This window comes from Ruegeria sp. HKCCD7251 (assembly GCF_013031165.1).
Taxonomy (GTDB): domain Bacteria; phylum Pseudomonadota; class Alphaproteobacteria; order Rhodobacterales; family Rhodobacteraceae; genus Ruegeria.
This window is the reverse complement of sequence record NZ_WPZC01000010.1, coordinates 23,190-46,396: the sequence shown is the minus strand read 5'-3', so window position 1 is coordinate 46,396 and position 23,207 is coordinate 23,190. Positions and strand designations below refer to the sequence as shown.

Here is a 23,207-nt window from a genome sequence, read left to right as displayed (position 1 = left end):
AGACCCTCTTTTTGTAGTTGAAATGCGATTTGGGTGAAAAATTGCTGCAATTTGAGACAATAAGCGGAATACTGGCATTAGGGAATCGTCTCTAGCCAGGTCAACCAGTATGGATCGAGTGACCAGCCGACGTGGGTTTCTGAGTGCCAAAATTCTCAGGGAGGACGGAAACATCGTCCGACCTCCGGGTGCTTGTGTGAGCGGTTTCGCCGATGCCTGCACAAAATGCGCAGAATGCGTGTCAGCCTGCCCGGAAGACCTGATTTCAATGGAACCCGGCGGCTACCCTGTTTTCAAACCAAACGATAACCCCTGCACGTTCTGTGGTGAGTGCACGCGCGCCTGCCCGACCGATGCTTTGGATGTCGAACGCTTGGCCGACTGGCCCTGGCGGGCTGCGGTGCAGGCTTCAAGCTGCCTGTCCATGAACGGTGTAAGCTGTCGTATCTGTCAAGACAATTGCGACCAGAATGCGCTTCGGTTCAAACTACAGACAGGCGGGCGTGCCGAACCCGCGCTGGATTCCGATGCCTGCAACGGATGCGGGTCCTGCGTGGCGCTGTGCCCTGTCGATGCGATTATGCTGGAACGGCGCACCCAAGTTCAGATGGAGCCGATTCAATGAATATTTGTGGCTGCCTTACCCATGTTTCCCCGGCTCAGGCCGATGCTGCGGCGCTGGTGATGAATGAGATACCGGGCGTTGAAGTACATGCGCAAACAGCCGAAGGCCGGTTCGTCGTTGTTGTCGAAGACACGCCCGCGCGCCTAGCATCCGAGATCATCATGGACCTGCATCAGATCCCGGGGGTGCTCTCGGTCACTCTTACCTATCATCATTTTGAGGATATTGCGGACAACGTTTCGCGTCCTGATGCCCCAAGCCAAACCACCAGTCGGAGGCCATAGCTATGACTACATCAGAATCTCGCCGAACATTCCTTAAGGCATCTGCTGCCGCTGCAACAGCTTCTGCCGCTGGTATTCCCCTGGCCGGAGGTCAGGCCAATGCGCAGATTGGCATTCCAGACATAAGCTGGGACAAAGCGCCCTGCCGGTTTTGCGGGACCGGATGCACCGTCCTTGTTGGCACCAAGAATGGCCGTGTTGTCGCCACGCAGGGTGATCCGAAAGCCGAGGTGAACCGCGGCCTCAACTGCGTCAAAGGCTATTTCCTGTCCAAGATCATGTACGGCGAAGATCGCCTGACCCAGCCGATGCTGCGTATGAGAGATGGTAAATACGCCAAGGATGGAGAATTCGAACTGATCTCATGGGACGACGCTTTCGACATCATGGCCGAAAAGTGGAAAGAGACCCTAAAGAACAAAGGCCCCGAGGGCGTTGGAATGTTCGGCTCGGGTCAATGGACTGTATGGGAAGGGTATGCCGCATCCAAACTGATGAAGGCGGGGTTCCGGTCAAATAACATTGATCCCAACGCGCGACATTGCATGGCGTCGGCTGTTGTTGGGTTCATGAGAACCTTCGGAATTGACGAACCGATGGGCTGTTACGATGACCTGGAAGCTGCGGACACCTTCGTTCTTTGGGGATCGAACATGGCCGAGATGCACCCGATCCTATGGTCGCGTCTGACCGACACACGCCTGACAAAAGAAGGCTGCGAGGTTCACGTACTTTCCACGTTCGAACACCGCTCCTTCGAACTGGCCGACAACGGGATGGTATTCAATCCGCAGACGGATCTGGCCATCCTCAACTATATCGCCAACCACATCATCCAAACGGGCGCGGTAAATGAAGAATTCCTGTCCAAGCATGTCAATATCACCAAAACTGACACTGATATCGGTTTCGGCCTGAGGGACGACAATCCACTGCAAGAGGCGGCGGCCAATCCGAACTCTGGCAAGCTGACCGAGATCAGTTTTGACGAATACGCAGAGTCGGTGAAACCCTACACCCTAGAATACACGGCCGAGCTGTCTGGTGTTCCGGCCGAGAAACTTGAACACCTCGCGCAGCAGTATGCCGACCCAAACCGCAAGGTCATGAGCCTGTGGACGATGGGCTTCAACCAGCATACGCGGGGCTCATGGGTGAACTCGCTGATGTATAACGTTCACCTGCTGACCGGAAAGATTTCCGAGCCCGGAAACTCGCCATTCTCACTGACAGGTCAGCCGTCCGCCTGCGGTACCGCGCGTGAGGTGGGAACTTTTGCGCATAGATTGCCAGCCGACTATGTGGTCACCAACCCAGAACACCGCGCGAAGGCCGAAAAAATCTGGAAAGTGCCCGCGGGCACAATTCCTGAAAAGGTCGGCTTCCACGCTGTTCAGCAAAACCGGATGCTGAACGATGGAGTGTTGAACGCCTATTGGGTCCAGTGCACGAATAACATGCAGGCGGCCCCGAACATGAACCAAGAGGGTTGGCCGGGTTACCGTAATCCCGACAACTTTATCACTGTGTCCGATCCCTACCCGACCGTAACGGCGATGTCTGCCGACCTGATCTTGCCGACGGCCATGTGGGTTGAAAAGGAAGGCTGCTATGGCAATGCCGAGCGCCGCACTCAGATGTGGCGGCAACAGGTTCACGCACCCGGCGACGCTAAGTCGGACCTCTGGCAGCTTATGGAGTTTTCCAAGCGGTTCACCGTCGAAGAAGCATGGGGAGAGGACTTTGTCGCCACGGCACCCGAAATGGCCGGGAAAACCCTGTACGAGGTTCTCTACAATAACGGCAATGTCGACAAGTTTCCGCTTAGTGAAATTCAGCCAGGGCACCCAAATGACGATGCAAACCATTTTGGGTTCTATGTTCAGAAGGGCCTATTTGAGGAATACGCCGAGTTTGGGCGTGGACACGGCCACGACTTGGCACCCTTTGAACGCTATCACGAAGAGCGCGGCTTGCGCTGGCCGGTCGTGGACGGAAAAGAAACTCTGTGGCGGTATCGCGAAGGCAGCGACCCCTATGTCGAGGCCGGATCCGAAGTTCAGTTCTACGGGTTCCCCGACAAGAAGGCCAAGATCATCTTCGCACCCTATGAGGCACCTCCGGAAATGCCGGATGAGGAATACGATCTGTGGTTCTGTACGGGTCGTGTCCTTGAACACTGGCATTCGGGCTCCATGACACGCCGTGTTCCTGAGTTGCACCGGTCCTTCCCTCTGGCCGTGATCTACATGCACCCCGAAGACGCCGCAGCCCGCGATTTGCGACATGGGCAGGAAATCAAAGTTTCCACGCGGCGCGGTGAAGTCACAAGTCGCGTATCCACCAAGGGGCGAAACAAGGTTCCCAAGGGGCTGATCTTCATGCCTTGGTTCGATGAAGGCCAGTTGACGAACAAGCTGACGCTTGACGCGACCTGCCCACTGTCCAAGCAGACAGATTTCAAAAAATGCGCCTGCAAAGTCGAGCGTGCCTGAAGCAGCGATGACCGCCCCAAGGCGGTCATCCAGCCAATAAAGAAGGAACATGCAAGATGAACAAGATAGTCGCCACCGCAGCAGCCCTTCTCATCGCGCTTGGCAGTATTGCGATTGCGCAAGAACTTCGTGACCTGCGCGGAACCCCGCCAGATGCGCCCAGCGTTGTGAACATGAGCCCTCAATGGGAAGGCCGAGAGGGCCGAATGGTCCGAAACTACCGCCAGCAACCGCCGTTGATTCCGCATTCCATCACGCAGTACCAGATTGATCTGCGAACCAATCAGTGCCTATCCTGCCACGACTGGACAAAGGCCGGTGAGCGGAATGCGCCGACGCTTTCGATGACGCACTACCTGGATCGCGACGGGACCGAGTTGGATCACATCGCCGGAACCCGGTATTTCTGCAACCAGTGTCACGTCCCGCAAGCGGATACGGAACCTCTGGTTACCAACCTCTTTCAACCGTCGTCCACCGACTGATCCAAAGCTGATCTGAAAGGAGCACCGAGATGGCAGACTCCCCTGAAAAACGCGGTTGGATAGGCCGAGTATGGAACGCAATCTGGACACCGGCAGTTGCCTTCAGTTCTGGTTTTTTGCTGCTGGCAGGCTTTCTTGCTGGAATCCTGTTTTGGGGCGGATTCCACTGGACCTTGGAACTGACCAACACCGAGGAATTCTGCACCTCGTGCCATTCGATGGAAACCAATTTGGGCGAGTATCGGGAAACGATACATTACAACAACCACTCTGGTGTCCGCGCAATTTGCTCGGACTGCCACGTCCCTCATGAATGGAACCACAAGATCAAAGCTAAGATCATGGCCGTCAAAGACGTGTATCACGAGATGGTCGGCACCATCAGCACAACCGAAAAATACGAGGAACACCGCCTGAGTATGGCATCGGCTGTCTGGAAAAAGATGAAGGCCTCGGACAGTCGCGAATGCCGCAATTGTCACAACTTCGATTATATGGACTTTACGATTCAGGAAGCACGCGCAGCGTCTGAACATCAGCGCGCGATCGACAACAACATGACCTGTATCGACTGTCATCAGGGCATCGCCCATAACCTTCCACCCGGATACCTTGAACGATACCAAGAAGTTACAGAGACACTTGCCGGCACACCACAGAATTCCGTTCAGGGTCAACTGGCTGACAGTAGCGCTGAAATCCGGTCGTACCTGACCACGCAGGCCGAGTGAGAGGGGACAAGACATGCTTGAATTACTTGGAACCATCGGAGCCAACATTATCGGCCTGCCCGGAATCCTTGGCCTTGCTTTGGGGATGATGACCCGAAATCTGATGCTTGGCGCTGCGATGGGTGGGATTGTCGGCGTGATCGAGACATTGATTTTCGCACACTGGTCCTTTGCCAATGTAGAAATGACCGAACTGGTCATCGCTGTGATCATTGGGATATGCGCAGGCATGCTGGGAACTGCTATTCGCATCAAGGGCGCAACAGTTTGACCCAGCCGAAACCTGCCCGACGGGTTCTGAGACAGGTATTTCAAAAGATGTGCCTAATTTAAGTTCAGCGATGCGGGCCTGCGACCAGTTAAATTGCGGGGTTTGCACCGCTTTGGAGATTGCAGTTCCCGATGTTACAGTCTCGACTCAGACGAATTGTTCAAAACCATTTTTCAGACAGATTCAGGGAGACCCGCGATGAAGGGTGACAAGAAAGTAATAGAATACCTTAACAAGGCTTTGCGGCACGAGTTGACAGCAGTCAGCCAATACTGGTTGCACTACCGATTGCAGGACGACTGGGGTCTTGGCAGCATGGCCAAGAAAAGCCGCGAAGAGTCAATCGAGGAAATGGAACATGCCGACAAACTCATCGAGCGGATCATTTTCCTTGAGGGGCATCCAAATCTTCAAAAACTCGACCCGTTGCGGATCGGTGAAAATCCGCGGGAAACACTGGAATGCGATCTAGCCGCCGAAAGAAGCGCACGCGCCCTTTACAAGGAGGCCCGAGATGTCTGCAAGGATGCGGGCGATTACGTCTCGATGAACCTGTTTGAAAACCTGATGTCGGACGAAGAAGGACATATCGACTTTCTCGAAACCCAACTGGAATTGTATGACCGTGTTGGGCCTGAATTGTTCGCTCAACTCAACGCAACCAAAATGGAAGACGCGGAGTAAGCGCATTAGCGTACCATCTGTTACGCGGTTTCAATTTTGCGTAGTTCGTACGTCCTGCCGGATGAGCCCCCTGCCCGGGTGGTTTCGACCGGTGAACTGTAAGGTGAAGTTTCACAAGCTAAGGGATATTGCCGAAAATAGCGAACTATTGAAAAATCAGTCTCAGTTTTAGACAGAATCACATTGGGTTATTTTGGTATGATGGGTCTTGCAAGATTGGGTTGGCAATACGCCTTTGCAGGATGGTCGGAGTTTCACAATGGCCGCCGAGCAAGGTTTTTCTTTCCCCTAACCCTGCTGAAACATGAAAAGAACCTAGGGATAAATTTCGCAGGCGATGCCACATCGGATGACAACGCGAAATTTGACCTGCCTTTCCAGATGGCTCTGATCTGATGCAGGACCGTACTCAAGTATCGGCTTTTGACGTTGCACCTTTCAGCATTGCCGTAGGCTTGATCAGCCTGTTGATCGTCTTCGGCATCTCTTGGACGACCGGGTCAGACTTTGGCTACCTGACCCGCGATCCTGCGCAACAATTCAAAGCCCCGTCTTATGCAGGGTTTCTTTCGAATATGGGCGTTCTGTTCTGGATGGCCAGCGCGACCGTAACTGCGTTTGGCTTTGCCCTATTAAGTGGCTCGCCACATACAATGGCGTCACGAAGATTTCTGTTGGCCCTGACATTTCTTTCGACCGCGTTCTGCCTCGATGACTTTTTCTTGCTGCACGAGCGGCTCCCCATTGGTGAAAAGTTTTTCTTTGGAGGGTACGCTTTGTTCCTGGCGGGTACTGTCGTTCTTTACCGCCGTCATCTGGGACGGCTGGCCAGTATTCACCTTGTTATCGCGGGTTTGTTCTTTATGACCTCGATCGGAATAGATTTCTTTCAGAAGTCAATTCAGGTCTACCTCGGCCAGTATCGCATCCTATTTGAAGATGGCGCCAAATTCCTCGGAGCGGTGTTTTGGCTGAACTTCTCTTGGGCGGTAACCACTCAACAAATACTAAGCCTTTGGCCTAACATTTCCGAGCTGCCCGAAGGCCGCCCGAACTCTGACGGCGTAACAGCAGGCGAATAGAACCGCTGCTCACCATACATCGCTAAGGGACCAAGACCCGGCTTTGTACGGGCCAACGCGCCCCTTAACTTTGTTCGCTCAGGCGCGCAGGCGGGCTCGGGAGCTGATGATAGACTTCCAAATATTCGCCACTGCAATCAGTTAGGGCGGCAGGTCAGTGCGTGTGGACTCCGCCACCCTTGGCCAACAGGAACAAGCAAACCTAAGACCCGTGTGAATCAGGAAAGACAGGTTTGCGTTTTTCCTCGAACGCGCGAATACCTTCCTGCGCTTCGTCGCTGCCAAGGGCAATTGACATAAGGCGTCGCTCGCGCAGCAGATGTGCGTTGAATGCTTCCCGTTCGGGCGCCGCAATTAGCGATTTGATAGAAGCCTGCGCCTGACGTGGGCCGCGCGACAACGCTTCGGTCAGGTCCAACGCATCGCTCAGGGCATCGCCGGGCGCAACAACCCGGTTTACAACTCCCATGGCGTACAGCCGTTCGGCCAAGACCGGCTGGCCCGTCAAACACATTTCGGACGCCAACTGGCGTGGCAGGTTCATCGACAGGAAACCCGACCCCCCTCCATCCGGGACCAGCCCCGCGTTGACATAGGCCAGGGTGAATTTAGCTCCTTCTGAGGCCACTATCATGTCACAGGCAAAAGCAAGGGATGCCCCCGCCCCCGCAGCTCCGCCTTCTACCGCCGCGATCACCGGCAGCGGACAGGCACGGACGGTTCGGATCATGCTGTGCAGAAACTCAATCTGCTCTTCTCGGTCCGGCAGAGGCATTTCGCGTCGCTGCTTGAGCATACGCAAATCGCCGCCAGCCGAGAAAAACTGCCCGGCACCGGTGATCACCACGGCCCGAACCGAGGAGTCAGGTGCAACCGCATCGCTCAGGGCCTTTTCTACAGGCTCATAGACCGCGCGCGACAGCACATTGCGGCGCTCGGGCTCATTGATGGTGATGATCAGTGTTGACCCTTGGGTCTCGAACAAGACAGCTTCGCTCATGAGTCAGGCCGCCATCACTCGGTGCAACTGAGCATAGCGGTCGCCCAGTTGGTGGTCGATCATCGACAGCCGCTTGGCATAATGCGAGCCGGGATATTCCCAGGTCATGCCGATGCCGCCGTGCAACTGAATGCTTTCTTCCGAAATCAGCAGTCCGGTGCGGCCGATCAGGTTCTTGGCCATCGCGACATATTTACCCGCCTCATCCGTTGCCAGCTTGCTTGCCGCCAGAATGGTGATCGCCCGACATTGTTCGATCTCGATTGCCATATCCACCGCGCGATGTTGCAGCGCCTGAAAGCTTGCGATTGGGCGACCGAACTGTTTGCGCTGTTTGAGGTAGTCGACCGTCATGCCGACCAGAACCTCCATGACGCCCACAGCCTCGGCGCACAGCGCCAGACGGCCAGCGTCAAGTGCAGCTTCGATGATATTCCCGGCATCTTCGCTGATGCAGGTGGCCGCCGCGCTGTCGAGGATCAACTCCCCCGCGCCACCGCCGTCGATCATGGCATAGTCGATGGTTTCGGGGCTATCGACCAGAAACAGCCCAACCCCGGCTTCGGTTCGCGCCGCGACCAGAGCGCCATCGGCCCCCGGCAGGCCATAGACCACAGATTTCCGGCCATTCAGCACCCAACCATCGCCGGACTTGTCTGCGCTGGTTCGGATCAGCGGCAAGCTGTCCGCGTCCGGCTCAAACACCGCAAAGGTCAAACGTTTTGTGCCTGCGATCATGTCCTCGACCAGTTGCTCGGCACCGCAATCAGCCGCGGCACGCACGCTCATGAGCGTGGCAAGAATAGGTTCAGGACAGAGGCCGCGGCCAAGTTCCTCGAACACGGTTGTGATGTCGAAACCAGCGCCGCCGAAACCGCCCTGATCCTCGGGAACGAAGGCGCCGATCAGGCCAAGCTCTGACAACTCTGCCCATTTCGCTGGGGAATGATACGGCGCGGTTTCGATCAAGCCGTTGCGCGTTTCAAAGTTGTACTGGTCCGCAAGGTAGCGGCGCAACGTGTCCGACAGCATCTGCCGGTCTTCGGTCAGTTTGAAATCCATGGCTCAGCTCCGGAACATGTCTTTGGCGATGATGTTGCGCTGAATCTCGTTCGATCCGCCAAAGATCGAGAGTTTGCGATTATTAAAGTACGTGGCCGCCGATGCGGTGGCTTCTTCGGGCACTGTGCGGGCGTTGTCCGACAGCTCGGTGGCCGGGAATGGCGCAGCGGCGGCCCCCAACGCGGATTTGGTCAGGCCGTGGATGCGCTGACGGATGACCGTTCCCTTAATCTTAAGCATCGAGCTTTGCATCCCCGGCGCAGCGCCTTCCTTGGCCGCGGACAACATCGCAAGGTTCATCACCCGCATGGCTTCCAGATCAATCTCCACCTCGGCGATCTCAGCCGCGAAAACCGGGTCTTCAGCCAAGGGTTTGCCCATCCGGTGCAACTGCTTCGACAGCCGCTTCAGCCGGTCCAAGTCACGAAGTGAAAAACCCACTCCGGCGATATTGGTCCGCTCATGGGTCAGCAGATACTTGGCGATCGTCCAACCTTTGTTTTCCTCGCCCACCAGATTGGCCACCGGCACACGGACATCGGTGAAGAACACTTCGTTCACCTCGTGCCCGCCTTCCAACAGTTTGATCGGGCGAACCTCGATACCGGGCGTGTTCATATCCACCAACACAAAACTGATCCCTTCCTGCGGCTTGCCCTCGGAAGAGGTGCGCACAAGGCAAAAGATCTTATCGGCGTGCTGACCCAGCGTGGTCCAGGTTTTTTGACCGTTGATCACATAGTGATCCCCATCACGGTCCGCGCGTGTTTTCAAGCTGGCCAAATCGGACCCGGCACCCGGTTCGGAATATCCCTGACACCACCAATGGGTCCCGTCCAGAATGCGCGGCAGAAATTCGGCCTTTTGCGCGTCCGAGCCGAATTTCAACAGAACCGGCCCCAGCATGCTTACGCCAAAAGCCACGATACGCGGGGCAAATGCCATTGCGCATTCTTCTTCGAAGATATGGCGCTCGACCGCGCTCCAGCCGGGGCCGCCGTATTCCACTGGCCAGGTAGCGGCCAGCCAATTGCGTGTTTGCAACGTGGCGTGCCAACCTTCCATATCCGCCTTGGTCAGTTCTTCACCATTGCGACCCTTGGCAGCCAGTGCCTCGGACAGGTTTTCGGCCAGAAACGCTTTGACTTCGGCGCGAAACGCCTCTTCTTCTGGGGTAAAGCTCAGGTCCATCCTCAGCCCTCCTTGTTGAGATCGTTAAAGGATTTGCCAGCCTCGGCCAGCTCACGCAGCAGGGCTGGAACCTGCCAGTAATACGGGTCTTCTTTCGCGTATTCCTCGATGCGCTGAACCAGAACATCCAGCCCTGTGATGTCTGCATATTGCAATGGTCCGCCCCAGTGGCGCGGAAAGCCGTAACCGAACAGGAAAACCGCATCCACGTCGATGGGGCGCAGGGCGATCTTTTCTTCGACCACTCGCGCGGCCTCGGACACCATCGCGGCCATATAGCAATCCACGATCTCGGCATCGGTAAATTTGCGGGGCGAGATACCTTTGGCCTCGCGCTCGACCTGCGCATACTCGGCCACGGCAGGGTTCACGCTGCGGGTCTTGCCGTCATAAATATAGAAACCCTTAGCGCTCTTGCGTCCAAACCAGCCCTGCTCGCAGACCCGGTCGGCGATCTCGACATAGCGCTCCTCGGCCGGGCGGAACTCTGCCTGCCGCTTGCGCGTGGCCCAGCCGATATCCTGCCCTGCCAAGTCCGATACAGCAAAGGGACCCATCGCAAAGCCAAAACCCTCAAGCGCGGCGTCGATCTGTTCAAACGGCGCACCGTCCAGTTGCATATAGGCGGAAGACTTGCGGTAATGTGCCAGAATACGGTTGCCGATAAAGCCGTCGCAAACCTCTGACCGCACGGCGATTTTGCGCAGTTTCTTGGCCAGCCTAAAGCTGGTGGCGACGATTTCGGGCGCGGTCTCTTTACCTACCACAACTTCCAGCAAACGCATCACATGGGCGGGCGAGAAAAAGTGCAACCCGATCACGTCCTGAGGCCGGCTGGTTGTCGCCGCGATTTTATCGACGTCCAGATACGAAGTATTCGTCGCCAGAACAGCCCCCGGTTTACAGATCTGGTCCAGCTTCCCGAAAACCTCGCGTTTTACGTCCATGGATTCGAATACCGCTTCGATCACCACATCTGCGTCCGCCAGAGCGGCCATATCGGTGGTGCAGGTCAGCATGCCTAAAACGGCGTCCCGCTGCCCCTCGGTCAGTTTTCCGCGTTTGACTGCACCGTCGAGGTTCTTGGTGATGGTCTCACGGGCAAAAGCAACGCGGTCCTCTTCCATTTCAATCAGCGTAACAGGCATCCCGGCCAGCAACATCGCCGTTGCAATGCCCGACCCCATGGTACCGCCACCAATCACACCACCAGACTTCAGGTCACGTGCGTCCGCCTTGGCTTCGGGGATATGCGCCACGGCGCGTTCCGCAAAGAACGCATGTTTCAGGCCCTTATGAGCATTGCTGCCCAATGCTTCGACAAAAAGGTCACGCTCTACCTGCAACCCTTCGGACAGCGGAAGGCTGCTTGCCTCTGCCGCTTTCAATGCGCGGGTTACCAATTCGCCCTTTGCCTTGGCGCGGAACGTGTTCAACTCATCTGCGGTGATGCGGTTGTCTTGTTCAGCCGTAACGCGGGTTTTGAGTGTGCCGTCCAGAACCTGCTGACCAGCAGCCAGGGCAACCGCCTCTGGGTCACCATCCTGCAAATCATCCAGCAGCCCAGCTTCCAGTGCCGCTTCGGCCGAGATCGGCTTGCCCGAGGTGATCATGGTCAAAGCCGTCTTACCATCCACAAGCCGGGGCAAACGCTGAGTCCCACCTGCGCCGGGCAGCAAACCCAGATTAACCTCGGGCAGGCCCAGTTTCAGGCCCTTGATGCCGACCCGCGCCTGACAACTCAGAGCGATCTCAAGACCGCCGCCCAGTGTCGTCCCGTGCAAAACGCAGACTATCGGCTTGGCACTTGCCTCCAGCAGGTCGCAAACCTCGGGCAGGCCGGGCAGTTTCGGCGGCTGGCCAAACTCACGGATGTCTGCACCGGCCACAAAGGTTCGACCCGCAGCAAAAAGAGCGATGACCTTGATTGCGTCGTCCGATGCCGCGTCCTGAATTGCATTCACCAGCCCGACGCGTACGTCATATCCGGCGGCATTGACCGGAGGGCTGTCGATCTTGACAAGGGCGACCTCACCCTCTTTGCGAATTTCGACCGCAGTCATAAAAATCTCCTGCTTTCTATCACATGTACCCAAGGCTATGCCTGAGTGTTTGCACCGTGTCGCGCAGCCGTGGCGCCACAACCCGTTCCAGTTTTTCGGTATTCAGATCAGAGGCATTGGCACCGCACAGAAAGGCAAATGGCTGCGTGCCCAGGGCGGTTTGGAACGGGACAGCGCAAGCATTGACGCCGCTGTTCCAGCCTCCGTAGGAAATTACATAACCTCTGCTTTCAAGATGTTCGCGGTCGGCCCGTGCCTGTTCAGTTTCGGCAACCAGCGTTGGGTCAGCGGCAAGAATGGCGCGACCGGGGGCGCTTTGCTCCATCGGAAGCCGGTGCCCCTCGCTCAGCCACAGCGACGATGCGTTGCGCGGCCTCCAACAGCGGGTCAACATGGCCGCATCGCCGTGACGCATGGACAGCGCAACCAACACACCGGTGTCGTCAGCCAGTTGCTGCATCACGTTTTCGGCCATTGGCAGAAAGGACAGCCCGGCGCGTGCTGTGTATCCAAGCGCCATGGCCGAAGGCCCAAGCCGGTAGGCCTCGGACGGGTGCAACTGCTCCAAAAACCCCATCGAGGCAAGGGTGAAGGTCATCCGCGCCACGGTGGATGGGGGCATTCCTGTGCGCCTTGCCAACTCGCGGTTGCCCAGCGAGACATCACCGGGCTTGAACGCCTGCATCACCTGCAACCCTTTGGCGAGGGTCGAAGCAAACCGGCGATCTCTTTCCGCGTCCGACATGTGGGCTTACACGCGCTCCAGGATCAGGGCGATCCCCTGCCCCACGCCGATGCACATGGACAGACAGGCGTAACGCCCGTCCGTTTCCTCAAGATGCCGCATCGCGGTCAGCACGATCCGCGCACCCGACGCACCCAGAGGGTGACCAACCGCAATCGCACCACCGTTGGGGTTCAGGCGGCTGTCAGCGGGATCAATCTCTAAGTGTTTGCAGCAGGCCAGAACCTGTGCCGCGAAGGCTTCGTTAATCTCGATAAGGTCCATGTCATCCAAAGTCAGACCGGCGCGCTCCAGCGCCTTGGGGACTGCGAACGCCGGGCCGATTCCCATGATCCGGGGCGGTACGCCTGCGATGGCTCCGGCCACAATCCGCGCGCGCGGCGCGGCACGGTCGGTTCTGGCGCCGATTATCAGCATCGCCGCACCATCATTAACGCCCGAGGCATTGGCGGCAGTCGTCACCCCCTCGGGGAAGATCGTCCGCAAAGCCGACATCTTCTCAAGTTGTGTATCCGGGCGGGGATGTTCGTCCTGCCCAACGTCATGGGTCGCCCCTTTGCGCCCCTTGATGGTGATCGGGGTGATCTCGGCATCAAAGAAGCCACGCGCTCGGGCCGCCTCGTACCGGGCCTGAGAGTTGTATCCGAATTGATCCGACGCCTCACGTGTGATCTGATAGTCCTGGGCCAGATTATCAGCGGTTTCTGGCATCGGGTATTCCCCATGCATCTCAGCGATGCGCGGATTTGGAAAGCGCACACCGATGGCACTGTCAAAGATCTGTGTTTGCCTTGCATAGGCGGTTTCGGACTTGGCAATGGTAAAGGGGGCGCGGGTCATGCTTTCGACACCGCCTGCGACGTACAAAGGAGCCTCGCCAATTGTAACTGAACGCGCGGCGTCCAAAGCGGCTGACATGCCCGAACCACACAGGCGGTTTACGGTCTGACCGCCAACCTCAACCGGCAGACCGGCCAGTAATGCGGTGTAGCGGGCAACGTTGCGGCTGTCTTCGCCCGACTGGCAGACATTGCCAAGAATGACGTCTTCGATCTCGGACGCGTCGAATGCGCTGCGTTTAACCAGCGCGTCCAAAACCTGTGATGCCAGATCATCGGGCCGGACCGATGCCAGCGCACCGCCGTGCCGACCAAACGGGCTGCGCAGCCCATCGTAAATATATGCGTCAAGCATTCTCAACCTCTTTGATCAATTGTGCCGGTGTGTCCGCGAAAGCCCCAACTTTCTTGTGGGATAATTCGCTCGCTGCCTGTTTTTCGATCAGCTGGTGGGTTTGGCGCAATACACTCTCCTCAGATGCAGCGCCGTTGTTCTAGCTCCAAGATCTGAGTTAGTCAATATGCGGTTTAGTGTTCCGCATAGCGGAATTATAAGATCGACAGTCTCACCCAAAACCCCCATTCAAATGGGTCGGATTGGCATTTCCAGAACAGCCTAACGCGTTGTTTTGACGACCGGCAGATCAGACTGGAAAAGCAATTCCAATTCATGGGAGGATTACATCAAAGAAAAGTGAGCGATTCAATTTGGTGCAATATCCGTTGCTTGCACAGAAAATTACTATTGGAGACGACGATGAGTGGCGGTGAAAACAAATTTGTCCCAGAACACGTAGAGCTGGATCCCAACCACGAGGACGCTATCGTTCGATGGTGCAACCGCATGATCCGCCACGGCGTTCGAGCGTTATCTGTCCTCATGCTCGGCATTATTTTGTTGGCAATTATTGATGCCGGTTTCACAACCTATCAGAAATTTATGGAACCACCTTTGTACATTCTGGAGGTTAGCGATCTTCTGGCGGTATTCAGTGCTGTTCTGGTCGTATTGATCGCGATCGAAATCTATACAAATATCACGCTCTACCTGACCGCCGACGTCATCCATATCAAGCTTGTAGTCGCGACAGCCTTGATGGCGGTCGCTCGAAAGATCATCACGCTGGACGACAAGAGCTTGGACCCTCACTACTTTCTTGGATATGCAGCGATCGGTCTGGCGTTGGGCGTAACGTACTGGCTCATAGCAAGGAAACCATGAGCGGAACCGCCCACCCCCTACAAGCATTCTGCACAAACTGATTGCCGCCCGGATTTGTTCGGATCAGTCCAACAATCTGGGCGCTGCGTCGTTTAGGTCAGGTAGTACTCGTCGATCTTAACGAATTGCGGCCATGTGTTGAGTGGACGGCAGGTTACAGTCGCCCGCCATTTGCAAACGCATGCGTCAAAATATACATACAAAAAGTGACATTTTGCTACAATGTTTGGCTTTTGTATGCCATACACTCCGAGAATTTATCTTTGATGGCTGGATTCGGAAATGGAAGAAAGAGACACACGATCAGCCCTGCGCAGGGGCTTTGCTCTCAAATGCCCGAACTGTGGCAAAGGGCACGTGCTTCACAAGTACCTAAAGGTGAATGATACGTGCACTGTGTGCGGCCTTGATCTGACACACGCGCGCGCCGATGATGGCCCTGCGTATTTTACGATTTTGATCGTTGGTCACTTAGCAGGCTTTGCGCTGCATATTATCTGGTCTGTCTGGGAACCTACGCCGTTGGTTATGGCGACGGTGACATCCGCCGGTGCAGTTGCGTTATCCCTGTTCTTGCTGCCACGGTTCAAGGGCGCGCTAATTGGGCTTCAGTGGGCAAAACACATGCACGGGTTCTAAGGCAGGCTTGCCAATCAAGCCTAGGCTTTTCGGACAGATCAAGGCCCTAGTCGGTTGCGCAACTCCCTTCCGGAAAGCCCGGCTACGCAACATGATCTCCCTCAACCTTCAGTCACGCGACGCTCGCAAGGGCTATTTCAGCAAAAAAGATGAGCCGTCGCAGTAAGTTCTGCGATGGTTTTTCCTGTCGCCTCAAGCGAAACAGAACCCACGTCCATCTTTTCTTAATCTGGCTGAATCTACCGTGAGCGTTTGGACTTTCAGACAACCATCCAATCGTGCTGATCCGCGTTTTCCAACGCATCGACCAGTTTGCGCAGTGCTGTCCCCAAATTCGCCGCGGTATCAGGAGACCCAAGCGCAACCCGGACCGCATTTGGCGCCTTGCCAAGCGCAAAAGCTGCACCGGGCACAAGCCCCAGCCCCGAGCCGCGCAGCTTCAGAACAAACTCTGTGGCGGAACACCCGCCCGGCAGCGGAAGCCAGACATGAAATGCGTCCTTTGGAACACGAATATCCGGCAGAGATTGATGCAGTACGCCCTGCCGCCGTTCAGTCTCAAACCGGATCGCGGACAAAATTTTGTCGGCCAGGCCAGAGGTGATCCAATTCGTTGCCAACCTTGCAGAAATCGGTGATACGACGCTGCCATTTGCGCGCATCGCCCGCCTGACGCTGTCATTCGACGTGCCGGATGGCGGCACCATAAAGCAAACGCGAAGCGACGGTGCCAGACACTTTGAAAGGGATGATACGTACCACGTCCGCTCTGGCGCAATGGCACAAAGCGGATCCGGCGCCGTGCTTGCAAGCACCCCATAGGCATCGTCTTCAATGATGTGAAGATCGTGCTTGCGGGCAACCTCGGCAATACGCGCGCGCCGTGCGACGGGCATTGTGATCGTCGTCGGGTTGTGCAAGGTCGGCGTGGCGTAAATGGCACGGGGCTTCGCGGTCTGGCAAACCTCATCCAGCGCGTCGGGGTCCAGACCGTCCGCATCCATTGGGATCGGCACAACGTTCAGCTTCAGGTGCCGCGCAAGCGCCAGAAGGCCGGGATAAGTCAATTCTTCGCAGCATATCGTATCGCCCGGCTCGAGTATGAGCGACAAAATAGTCCAGGTTGCGCCCTGCACACCATTGCAAATGATGATGTCATCATGCGGCTGAAGCCCCAGATGGCGCTGAAGCCAGAACTGCGCGGCCTGTTGGTCTTCATGACTGCCACCGGGCATCTGGTAGCGCATCAGAAACTCAACCCCATGTTCGGATCGAAGCGCATCAAAGCCCTGCCACATACTGCGCACCAGCCCAGCATCCTCTAACCGGGGAGGCACGTTCATGCTCATATCGACAGTCTGGTTTTTTGCGCTGTCCGAAGCCACCGGATTGGCAGGCCTGGACTCTTTGACGTAGGTGCCCTGCCCCACGCGCCCCTCGACCAAACCGTCTTTTCCTGCAGCCGAATACGCCCGGCTGACGGTCGTGAAATCAATGCCGAGAACACTGGCCAGCGCGCGCTGTGGCGGAAGCCGCTGACCGGGGCGCAGGACGCCCGCACGAATATCGCGCGCAATGGCTTCAGCAATCGCAAGGTACATAGGGCCGTTGCCTTCTTCGACGGCTGGAACCCATGCGACATTTGGCGTGCTGTCATTCATTGCTTCACTCCTTGTCTGCATTTATATGCCCTTTGTATGCATATTGAAATGCATCAATCACGCTTGTGCCGCCCTTATGGCCGCCGGGCAGGAAGAAGCGCAAGTAAACGAAAAACGGGAAGACTTTCGACGTTTCATTCCAACCTTTCAAGGCAATAGCACAGTGTTTCGCACCCGATTGCAGCACAGCGGTATGCAAAAACCGACAGAACCTAACTTGGGTACAATCCAAGCAAGATCAAGAAGTAACGGATGTCGTCTCCCTCACTATGTGCTCCGCGCGAACCCATATCTCCCCGTCAGGTGTCAGGCTATTATCGCCGCCTCAAATGGGTGATCCTGATCGTTACGCTGGGCATATATTACGTCACCCCATGGCTCAGGTGGGATTGGGGTCCAAACCTGTCTGATCAGGCGGCACTGGTCGATATTGCCAGCCGTTGGCTTTACTTTTTCTGGATCGAGATCTGGCCGCACGAATTCTATTTCGTCGCGAGCCTGTTCATTATGGCGGGTCTGGGACTGTTCCTGTTCACATCGGCGCTGGGTCGCGTTTGGTGCGGCTACGCTTGCCCGCAGACTGTCTGGGCCGACCTGTTCATTCTGGTCGAGCGATGGATTGAAGGGGACCGCAATGCGCGGCTCAGGCTGCATCGCAGCACGTGGACCCTGCAGAAGTGGCGGTTGAGCTTGACCAAACGGACCATCTGGCAGCTAATCAGTGTCGGGCCTGGCGGAGCTTGGATTATCTATTTCGCCAACGCGCCAACGTTTCTGGCTGATCTGGTCGCATTTTTTGCCCACCCGGCCGCCTACGGCACCATCGGTTTCGTGACGCTGTCAACGTTCATCTTTGTCGACTTCATGCGTGAGCACATTTGCATTTATGCCTGCCCGGGGCCGCGCATTCAGGCTGCCATGATCGATGAACACACTCTGGTTGTAGGCTATCGTGACTGGCGGGGAGAGCCGCGAGGCAAAGCCAACACATTGGATGCCGGCAATTGCATTGACTGCAAGGGCTGAGTGAATGTCTGCCCGAAAGGAATCGACATCAGGAACGGATCACAGATGGAATGCATCACCTGCGCTTTGTACATCGACGCCTGCAACGACGTGATGACGCGGATCATGACCGGATATTGGGCAAGTTCAAAGAACGCTATCAGGAAGCCGTTCATTTGACGCTAATATATCCGGGCGTCAAACAGGCGCTGGATGCGCTGGTTCAGGGAGGTCACAACCTGGGAATTTGCAAATACAAGCCAACGGTCCCCTGCATGGACGTCGTTAAGCATCTTGATCTTGAAGAATATTTTTAGGTCGTGTGCGCCGGGGACAGACCGTCTGTACATAACCCCGACCTGGCTCCCCTGTATTCGGCCTATGCAGACCTGCCACCGGGGCCTGAGATTTTTGTCGGCGACAGCGGGGTTGATGCCGAGGCCGAAATGCGTGCGTAGGTTCCGTTTTTGCTGTTCACCGAAGGATATCGCAAGAAACCGGTCGGGTTGATTCCGCATACCCAATCCTTTTCCCACCACGACGGCATGCCGGGTTTTGTGGACGCACTATTAGCCGACTCCGAAAACGCCCGGTCGCCCTGATACACCCAGAGTCGATTCACCCCTTGAACCGCCAAAGTCAATTATTGGCGGTCCAAGGGGTGTGTTTTCTCGTCAATATTATTTCAGAATTATTTCAGACTTTTTGGCACATGTTTCAAATTTTAACCGATTCCTGCCGAAATTCCTTTTGTGATGCAATAATCTGCGCTCGCTGACCCAATCTGAACACGAAACTAACACTCCCCTTCACAAATCAGCGAAGCTCATACTCGGTCAGGTACCGCCTGTGGCATAAACGAGGACAAGGCCAGCCCGAAATGGTGCAGACAACGCTTGCCCAATAAGCGCGAGCGGTTCGAATAAGAGATATGTTTATTGACAGCGGCTAAGGACGACAAAATGGCTCTCGATCAAATGCAAGGCACTCCGCGGTCCTCAAAGGATATTCGCGGGGTACCGGTTTCTTATGGCGACGCATCGGCCATCGAGGGGTTGGAACGGGCGATTGAACAATCCTTGTCCTTCCGCGGAGACGCAATTGCCGGCATTGAAGCGATTTTGGCCGAGCATCCCCGCTTTGTCATGGGGTGGCTGTTCAAGGCTGGATGGCTGACACAGTTCATGGAAACGCGCGTGTACCCGCAGTTCATCGAAGCGATCACGCGCGCGGAACAACTGTCAGACCAGGCCAACACACGCGAGCAGGGTCACCTGGCGGCTGTCAAAGCCTGGGCGGCTGGTGATTTTTTTGGGGCCTTACAGAAGTGGGAGGCCGTTCTGACGCAATACCCTAAGGATCTGTTTGCGCTTGGTCTGATCCACTACACCATGGTTTTGCTTGGCGATGTCCCGGGGCAGCGCGACGTGGCCGCCCGTGTCTTCAACCTGTGGGATCCCGATATTCCGGGCTATGAGTTTGTTCTGGGCTTCTACGCTTTTGGGTTGGAAGAAAACCGCGACTTTACCCATGCCGAAGATCTGGCACGACAGGCATTGGATATCCGGCCTGACAACCCCTATGCGATTCACGCAGTAAGCCATGTGATGGAGATGCGCGGACAGCAATCCTGCGGCATCAAGTTCATGAAAGATCGCGCTGACGTCTGGGGCACGTCTAATTTCGCAAACCACCTATGGTGGCACACCTCGCTATATCACCTCGATCTGGAGCAATATGATCAGGTCTACGATATCTTTGATCACCACCTGGATTCCCGCCAGAAGGATGGCAACAAATACGAAGAGCTGGATGCGGCGGCCCTGCTGTGGCGTATGAATCTGGCCGGTCAGGATTCGGGCGACCGCTGGGTGCATCTGGCCAACAAATGGGAACCGGCGGCCCAGGACACGCTTTATGCATTCAATGATGTGCACGCGATGATGACATTTGCGTCTGACGACCGGTTAGAGGCACAAGACCTGTTGATCCACGCCAACAAACGCTATCTCGAAAGCGCCTCGGACGCGAACGCTGCAATGAGCCGCGAAATAGGAATGCCTTTTTGCATGGCAATTCAGGACTTTAAGCGCGAAGATTATTCCGCTTGCGTCGAACGCTTGTTGCCGGTCCGTTATATGACCCACCGCTTGGGCGGCAGCTTTGCCCAGCGGGACATCATCGGCTGGACCTTGCTGGAGGCCGCCTTGCGCGACAAACGCTATGATCTGGCGCTGGGGTTGGCCAATGAGCGCGCCGGATTAAAGCCAACGTCTGTTCAAAACTGGCGAGCCGTCGCGCGCGCGTTGAAAGGATTAGGCGATAACAGCGGCGCAGCTCGGGCCACGTCGAAGGCCGACGTGCTTGCCTCGGCCTGACAAGCCGGCAGACCCCTGCCCCTGATCTGTCGGGGCAGGAAACTACCTTCCATTTCACAAATCTCGCCCCAGATTGTTTTTGCTGCGGGCGCGCCCGGTATATTGAGTGGCTGAATAAGATGCCAATGCCGCTGCAGCGGCAGAACGTTCAGGTTCAGGCTGACCAGACGCCCGGTTTTCAGCTCTTCCATAACCGTATGTTTGAACAGCATAGCAATACCCAGCCCTGCATTCACGGCCTGTTTGATGGTTTCGTTACCCCATAACCGAAACCCGATAGCTTTGCCCTGCTCCCATGTCGTCCAGATAGCGCGCCATCAGCATCCGGGTGCCCAATCCCTCTTCTCGGGCGATGAACGTTCCCTGCAAAATCGCTTAGGACGACACTGCGCTTAACCCCGCCAAAGAATGTTCGGAGTTCGCGATCAGGATATAGGGATGCGACCCAATCATGGCCGACACAAGTTTGGGCGATTTCGGTGGGCGGCCCCGTTGCTTCGCGGAATACCAGCCATCAGCGAGACGTCCGCAGGCGCGGTCTTGGCGCGGGCGACGTTCTTGATCTGCACCAGCCAAGTTTCGCCCGTGGGAACGGCGGCCGAGTTCACCTCGATCTCTGTGGCCTTGGTGAACTCAGAAAAGATGAACTGCTTGAAGCTGTCCTTGAAGAACCCGCCATAGGTTCCGACCTTCAGCGGCTGTGCGGCGCTGACGATCGTAGGCACGGAAAGGGCGGCGGCAGTACCCAGAAAGCGGCGGCGCGGAAAGGTGATTGTGGCATTGCGGTCTCCTATTAGTGCCGTTAATTGGCCTGGTTTCCGGGCAAAACACATAGCATTTCATAGGCCAGGTTGGCCCCGATCAGCGCGGTGCAGCCGCTGACATCGTATTGCGGCGAGACCTCGACCAAATCGGTTCCGACAAGGTTGAGCCCGGCACAACCACGCACGATCTCAAGCGCTTGGATATTGGTCAGCCCGCCCATTTCAACCGTGCCAGTGCCGGGGGCATAGGCCGGATCCAGACTGTCGATATCAAAGGTCAGATAAGTGGGCGTATCTCCGATATTTGCACGGATATCTTGCATCAAGGGGATTAGAGACTTGTGCCAGCATTCTTCGGCCTGAATGACGATAAAACCCTGTTTGCGGCCCCAGTCAAAATCATCGGGCGCGTAACCCGTGCCGCGCAACCCGATCTGAAAAACTTTTTCATTTTGCAGCAACCCATCTTCGACCGCGCGCCGGAAGGGGGTGCCATGGGCGATCTTTTCGCCGAACATCTCGTCATTCGTGTCTGAATGCGCATCGACATGGATCAAGGCCACCGGGCCGTGCTTGCGGGCAATCGCGCGTAGCACAGGATAGGTCAGCGTGTGATCACCGCCCAGCGTGATCGGCACGGTGTTGTGGCTGAGGATCTGATCATAGGCGTCGGTGATGATGTCCACGGATTTTTTCAGATCAAAGGTGTTGATCGCTACGTCCCCGATATCCGCCACCTGCATATTGGCAAAAGGTGCCGCGCCGGTGGCCATATTAAAGGGCCGCAACATGCAGCTTTCAGCGCGAATTGCCCGTGGGCCGTAACGTGTACCGGTTCTGTTCGACGTACCGATATCCATTGGAATCCCAACGAAACAAGCATCCAGCCCCTGCGCTGTATCCTGAGCCGGAAGCCGCATCATCGTGGTTCCACCCCCGAAACGCGGCATCTCATTTCCGCCCAAAGGTTGATTGAAATGCGGCCTTGCGGTGTCTGGCATTGTGGTTCCCGTCGCGCTGTTTTTTCGACTATCGCCAGACCTTAACCAGAGGCGGGCGCTCGAAAAATACCGTTGCGCAAACTCTTACATTTTCATTTCCCAATGTAATTTGGCCTATAAACCCCTTCGAGAATTGAAATGAACAGCTCATTGACGTTAGGCAGGCTCCCGGAGCGGGTGACAATCTGCATGGTGCAGGTAAAGTCGCCGTGGCTATTGGGCAGACGCCGGACACGGCCCTCGCGCTCCAGTGGGGTTGCCAGATGCAGGGGCAACAGACCGACATAGGCTCCGCTCAGAACCAAGATGAGCTGAGCTTCGATTTTCTGCACAAACAGGTCCCTTTCGGACGGTTTCAGGGTCTTCCGCCTTTGCTGATTCCAGTATCCGCGATGCACCCAGGCCTGACGTGCGATCACATCCTCGGTGATCTCTTCTGCGAGGGCGCCAAAAAGAGGATGTGTACCCGCACAATAGAGCGCGTGGTTTTCATCGTATAAATCGGTCAGACTTAACCCGTTACCAACATTATCAAAACTCCCAATCCCAATGTGGTAACTACCGTCCAGAATACCTTGTAGAATCTCCTGCGGCTCGGAAATCGAAAGATCAATCCGAACTGCGGGCGCGGCTTCGGTGAACCGTTTTATAGCTTGCGGCAGCTTGAAATTTTTGTCGCTTGTGGTGGCGTCAACCACCGCCAGCTTCAGACGGCCCACCATATTGCCTTTCAACTCGGCCAGATGGGTCGAGTGTTCGTCCAAAGACCCAAGCAGAGCCATGCCTATCTCATGCACCATCTGACCCTTTTCGGTCAGCAGGAACCCGCGGCGCCCGCGTTGACACAGGCGCACGCCCAAACGCTCCTCTAACGCAGTAATATGGTTTGAGATCGTCGGCTGGCTGATGCCAAGCTCAACCTGCGCAGCCGAAAAACCCCGATTGCGCACCACACTGTTAAATACGGTCAAAAGATGGAT

23 protein-coding genes and 1 pseudogene are annotated in these 23,207 nt (G+C 56.2%); 13 read left to right on the top strand and 11 right to left on the bottom strand.

Annotated features, from left to right (window positions below; all coding sequences use genetic code 11):
* The first annotated feature begins 109 nt into the window (after positions 1 to 109).
* The 8 genes from napF to GOX75_RS18475 all read left to right on the top strand — a co-directional run bounded on the left by napF (position 110) and on the right by GOX75_RS18475 (position 6,657).
* On the top strand, positions 110 to 625 hold the full coding sequence (gene napF, locus GOX75_RS18510) for a ferredoxin-type protein NapF (RefSeq protein ID WP_171125597.1): 516 nt from the start codon (positions 110 to 112) through the stop codon (positions 623 to 625).
* Positions 622 to 909, top strand: a complete 288-nt coding sequence (locus GOX75_RS18505) for a chaperone NapD (RefSeq protein ID WP_171125594.1) — start codon at positions 622 to 624, stop codon at positions 907 to 909. Before napF ends, GOX75_RS18505 begins: the two co-directional genes overlap by 4 nt.
* 2 nt (positions 910 to 911) lie before the next feature.
* A complete protein-coding gene (gene napA / locus GOX75_RS18500) occupies positions 912 to 3,404 on the top strand; it encodes a nitrate reductase catalytic subunit NapA (RefSeq protein WP_171125592.1) in 2,493 nt (830 codons plus the stop codon).
* A 56-nt stretch (positions 3,405 to 3,460) separates the two neighbouring features.
* Positions 3,461 to 3,889 carry a nitrate reductase cytochrome c-type subunit gene (locus GOX75_RS18495; protein ID WP_171125590.1) on the top strand — a complete coding sequence of 143 codons (429 nt, stop codon included), beginning with the start codon at positions 3,461 to 3,463 and terminating at the stop codon, positions 3,887 to 3,889.
* A gap of 29 nt (positions 3,890 to 3,918) precedes the next feature.
* On the top strand, positions 3,919 to 4,620 hold the full coding sequence (locus tag GOX75_RS18490) for a NapC/NirT family cytochrome c (protein WP_171125588.1): 702 nt from the start codon (positions 3,919 to 3,921) through the stop codon (positions 4,618 to 4,620).
* A 13-nt stretch (positions 4,621 to 4,633) separates the two neighbouring features.
* Positions 4,634 to 4,891, top strand: a complete 258-nt coding sequence (locus GOX75_RS18485; RefSeq protein ID WP_171125586.1) for a hypothetical protein — start codon at positions 4,634 to 4,636, stop codon at positions 4,889 to 4,891.
* Between the two features lie 198 nt (positions 4,892 to 5,089).
* Entirely contained in the window at positions 5,090 to 5,575 is a 486-nt protein-coding gene (gene bfr / locus GOX75_RS18480) for a bacterioferritin (protein WP_171125584.1), read from the top strand.
* Positions 5,576 to 5,970: 395 nt separating this feature from the next.
* Positions 5,971 to 6,657 (top strand): hypothetical protein, encoded by a 687-nt coding sequence (locus tag GOX75_RS18475; protein WP_171125582.1) that lies wholly within the window; start codon positions 5,971 to 5,973, stop codon positions 6,655 to 6,657.
* Positions 6,658 to 6,859: 202 nt separating this feature from the next.
* Here GOX75_RS18475 and GOX75_RS18470 read toward each other — a convergent pair whose 3' ends face one another.
* From GOX75_RS18470 to GOX75_RS18445, 6 genes are read right to left on the bottom strand one after another with little or no spacing between them, the layout of a single operon-like run.
* A complete protein-coding gene (locus GOX75_RS18470) occupies positions 6,860 to 7,657 on the bottom strand; it encodes an oxepin-CoA hydrolase, alternative type (protein WP_171125580.1) in 798 nt (265 codons plus the stop codon).
* A 3-nt stretch (positions 7,658 to 7,660) separates the two neighbouring features.
* Positions 7,661 to 8,719 (bottom strand): acyl-CoA dehydrogenase family protein, encoded by a 1,059-nt coding sequence (locus tag GOX75_RS18465; RefSeq protein WP_171125578.1) that lies wholly within the window; start codon positions 8,717 to 8,719, stop codon positions 7,661 to 7,663.
* Between the two features lie 3 nt (positions 8,720 to 8,722).
* Positions 8,723 to 9,910: an acyl-CoA dehydrogenase family protein gene (locus GOX75_RS18460; RefSeq protein WP_171125576.1), complete on the bottom strand. Its 1,188-nt coding sequence runs from the start codon at positions 9,908 to 9,910 to the stop codon at positions 8,723 to 8,725.
* 2 nt (positions 9,911 to 9,912) lie between these two features.
* Entirely contained in the window at positions 9,913 to 11,973 is a 2,061-nt protein-coding gene (locus GOX75_RS18455) for a 3-hydroxyacyl-CoA dehydrogenase NAD-binding domain-containing protein (RefSeq protein ID WP_171125574.1), read from the bottom strand.
* Positions 11,974 to 11,992: 19 nt separating this feature from the next.
* Positions 11,993 to 12,718, bottom strand: coding sequence for an IclR family transcriptional regulator (locus GOX75_RS18450; RefSeq protein WP_171125572.1), 726 nt, complete (start codon positions 12,716 to 12,718; stop codon positions 11,993 to 11,995).
* A 6-nt stretch (positions 12,719 to 12,724) separates the two neighbouring features.
* Positions 12,725 to 13,912, bottom strand: a complete 1,188-nt coding sequence (locus GOX75_RS18445; protein ID WP_171125570.1) for an acetyl-CoA C-acyltransferase — start codon at positions 13,910 to 13,912, stop codon at positions 12,725 to 12,727.
* Between the two features lie 402 nt (positions 13,913 to 14,314).
* Between GOX75_RS18445 and GOX75_RS18440 the strand changes: the two genes are divergently transcribed.
* Together GOX75_RS18440 and GOX75_RS18435 are read left to right on the top strand one after the other, a co-directional pair.
* Entirely contained in the window at positions 14,315 to 14,779 is a 465-nt protein-coding gene (locus tag GOX75_RS18440; RefSeq protein WP_217354453.1) for a phosphate-starvation-inducible PsiE family protein, read from the top strand.
* 282 nt (positions 14,780 to 15,061) lie between these two features.
* On the top strand, positions 15,062 to 15,418 hold the full coding sequence (locus GOX75_RS18435) for a DUF983 domain-containing protein (protein WP_171125568.1): 357 nt from the start codon (positions 15,062 to 15,064) through the stop codon (positions 15,416 to 15,418).
* Between the two features lie 260 nt (positions 15,419 to 15,678).
* Here GOX75_RS18435 and GOX75_RS18430 read toward each other — a convergent pair whose 3' ends face one another.
* Entirely contained in the window at positions 15,679 to 17,079 is a 1,401-nt protein-coding gene (locus GOX75_RS18430; RefSeq protein ID WP_171125566.1) for a PLP-dependent aminotransferase family protein, read from the bottom strand.
* 252 nt (positions 17,080 to 17,331) lie between these two features.
* On the opposite strand from GOX75_RS18430, the pseudogene ccoG reads away from it, so the two are divergent.
* The 3 genes and pseudogenes from ccoG to GOX75_RS18415 all read left to right on the top strand — a co-directional run.
* Positions 17,332 to 18,210: pseudogene (gene ccoG, locus GOX75_RS18425) on the top strand (cytochrome c oxidase accessory protein CcoG); the annotation flags it as partial.
* Entirely contained in the window at positions 18,156 to 18,401 is a 246-nt protein-coding gene (locus GOX75_RS18420; RefSeq protein ID WP_171125513.1) for an HAD hydrolase-like protein, read from the top strand. The pseudogene ccoG and the gene GOX75_RS18420, both read left to right, overlap by 55 nt.
* A gap of 645 nt (positions 18,402 to 19,046) precedes the next feature.
* On the top strand, positions 19,047 to 20,462 hold the full coding sequence (locus GOX75_RS18415) for a tetratricopeptide repeat protein (protein WP_217351017.1): 1,416 nt from the start codon (positions 19,047 to 19,049) through the stop codon (positions 20,460 to 20,462).
* Here GOX75_RS18415 and GOX75_RS20630 read toward each other — a convergent pair.
* From GOX75_RS20630 to GOX75_RS18395, 4 genes are all read right to left on the bottom strand, one after another.
* On the bottom strand, positions 20,363 to 20,674 hold the full coding sequence (locus GOX75_RS20630; RefSeq protein ID WP_371808193.1) for a hypothetical protein: 312 nt from the start codon (positions 20,672 to 20,674) through the stop codon (positions 20,363 to 20,365). The two genes, GOX75_RS18415 and GOX75_RS20630, sit on opposite strands and share 100 nt — an antisense overlap.
* A gap of 237 nt (positions 20,675 to 20,911) precedes the next feature.
* Positions 20,912 to 21,295: a hypothetical protein gene (locus GOX75_RS18405; protein ID WP_171172830.1), complete on the bottom strand. Its 384-nt coding sequence runs from the start codon at positions 21,293 to 21,295 to the stop codon at positions 20,912 to 20,914.
* The gene (gene speB, locus GOX75_RS18400; protein WP_171125560.1) at positions 21,265 to 22,227 is read right to left on the bottom strand and encodes an agmatinase; all 963 of its coding nucleotides are present in this window, start codon (positions 22,225 to 22,227) and stop codon (positions 21,265 to 21,267) included. Before speB ends, GOX75_RS18405 begins: the two co-directional genes overlap by 31 nt.
* A 92-nt stretch (positions 22,228 to 22,319) precedes the next feature.
* Positions 22,320 to 23,198 carry a LysR family transcriptional regulator gene (locus tag GOX75_RS18395; protein WP_171125558.1) on the bottom strand — a complete coding sequence of 293 codons (879 nt, stop codon included), beginning with the start codon at positions 23,196 to 23,198 and terminating at the stop codon, positions 22,320 to 22,322.
* Positions 23,199 to 23,207: the final 9 nt, after the last annotated feature.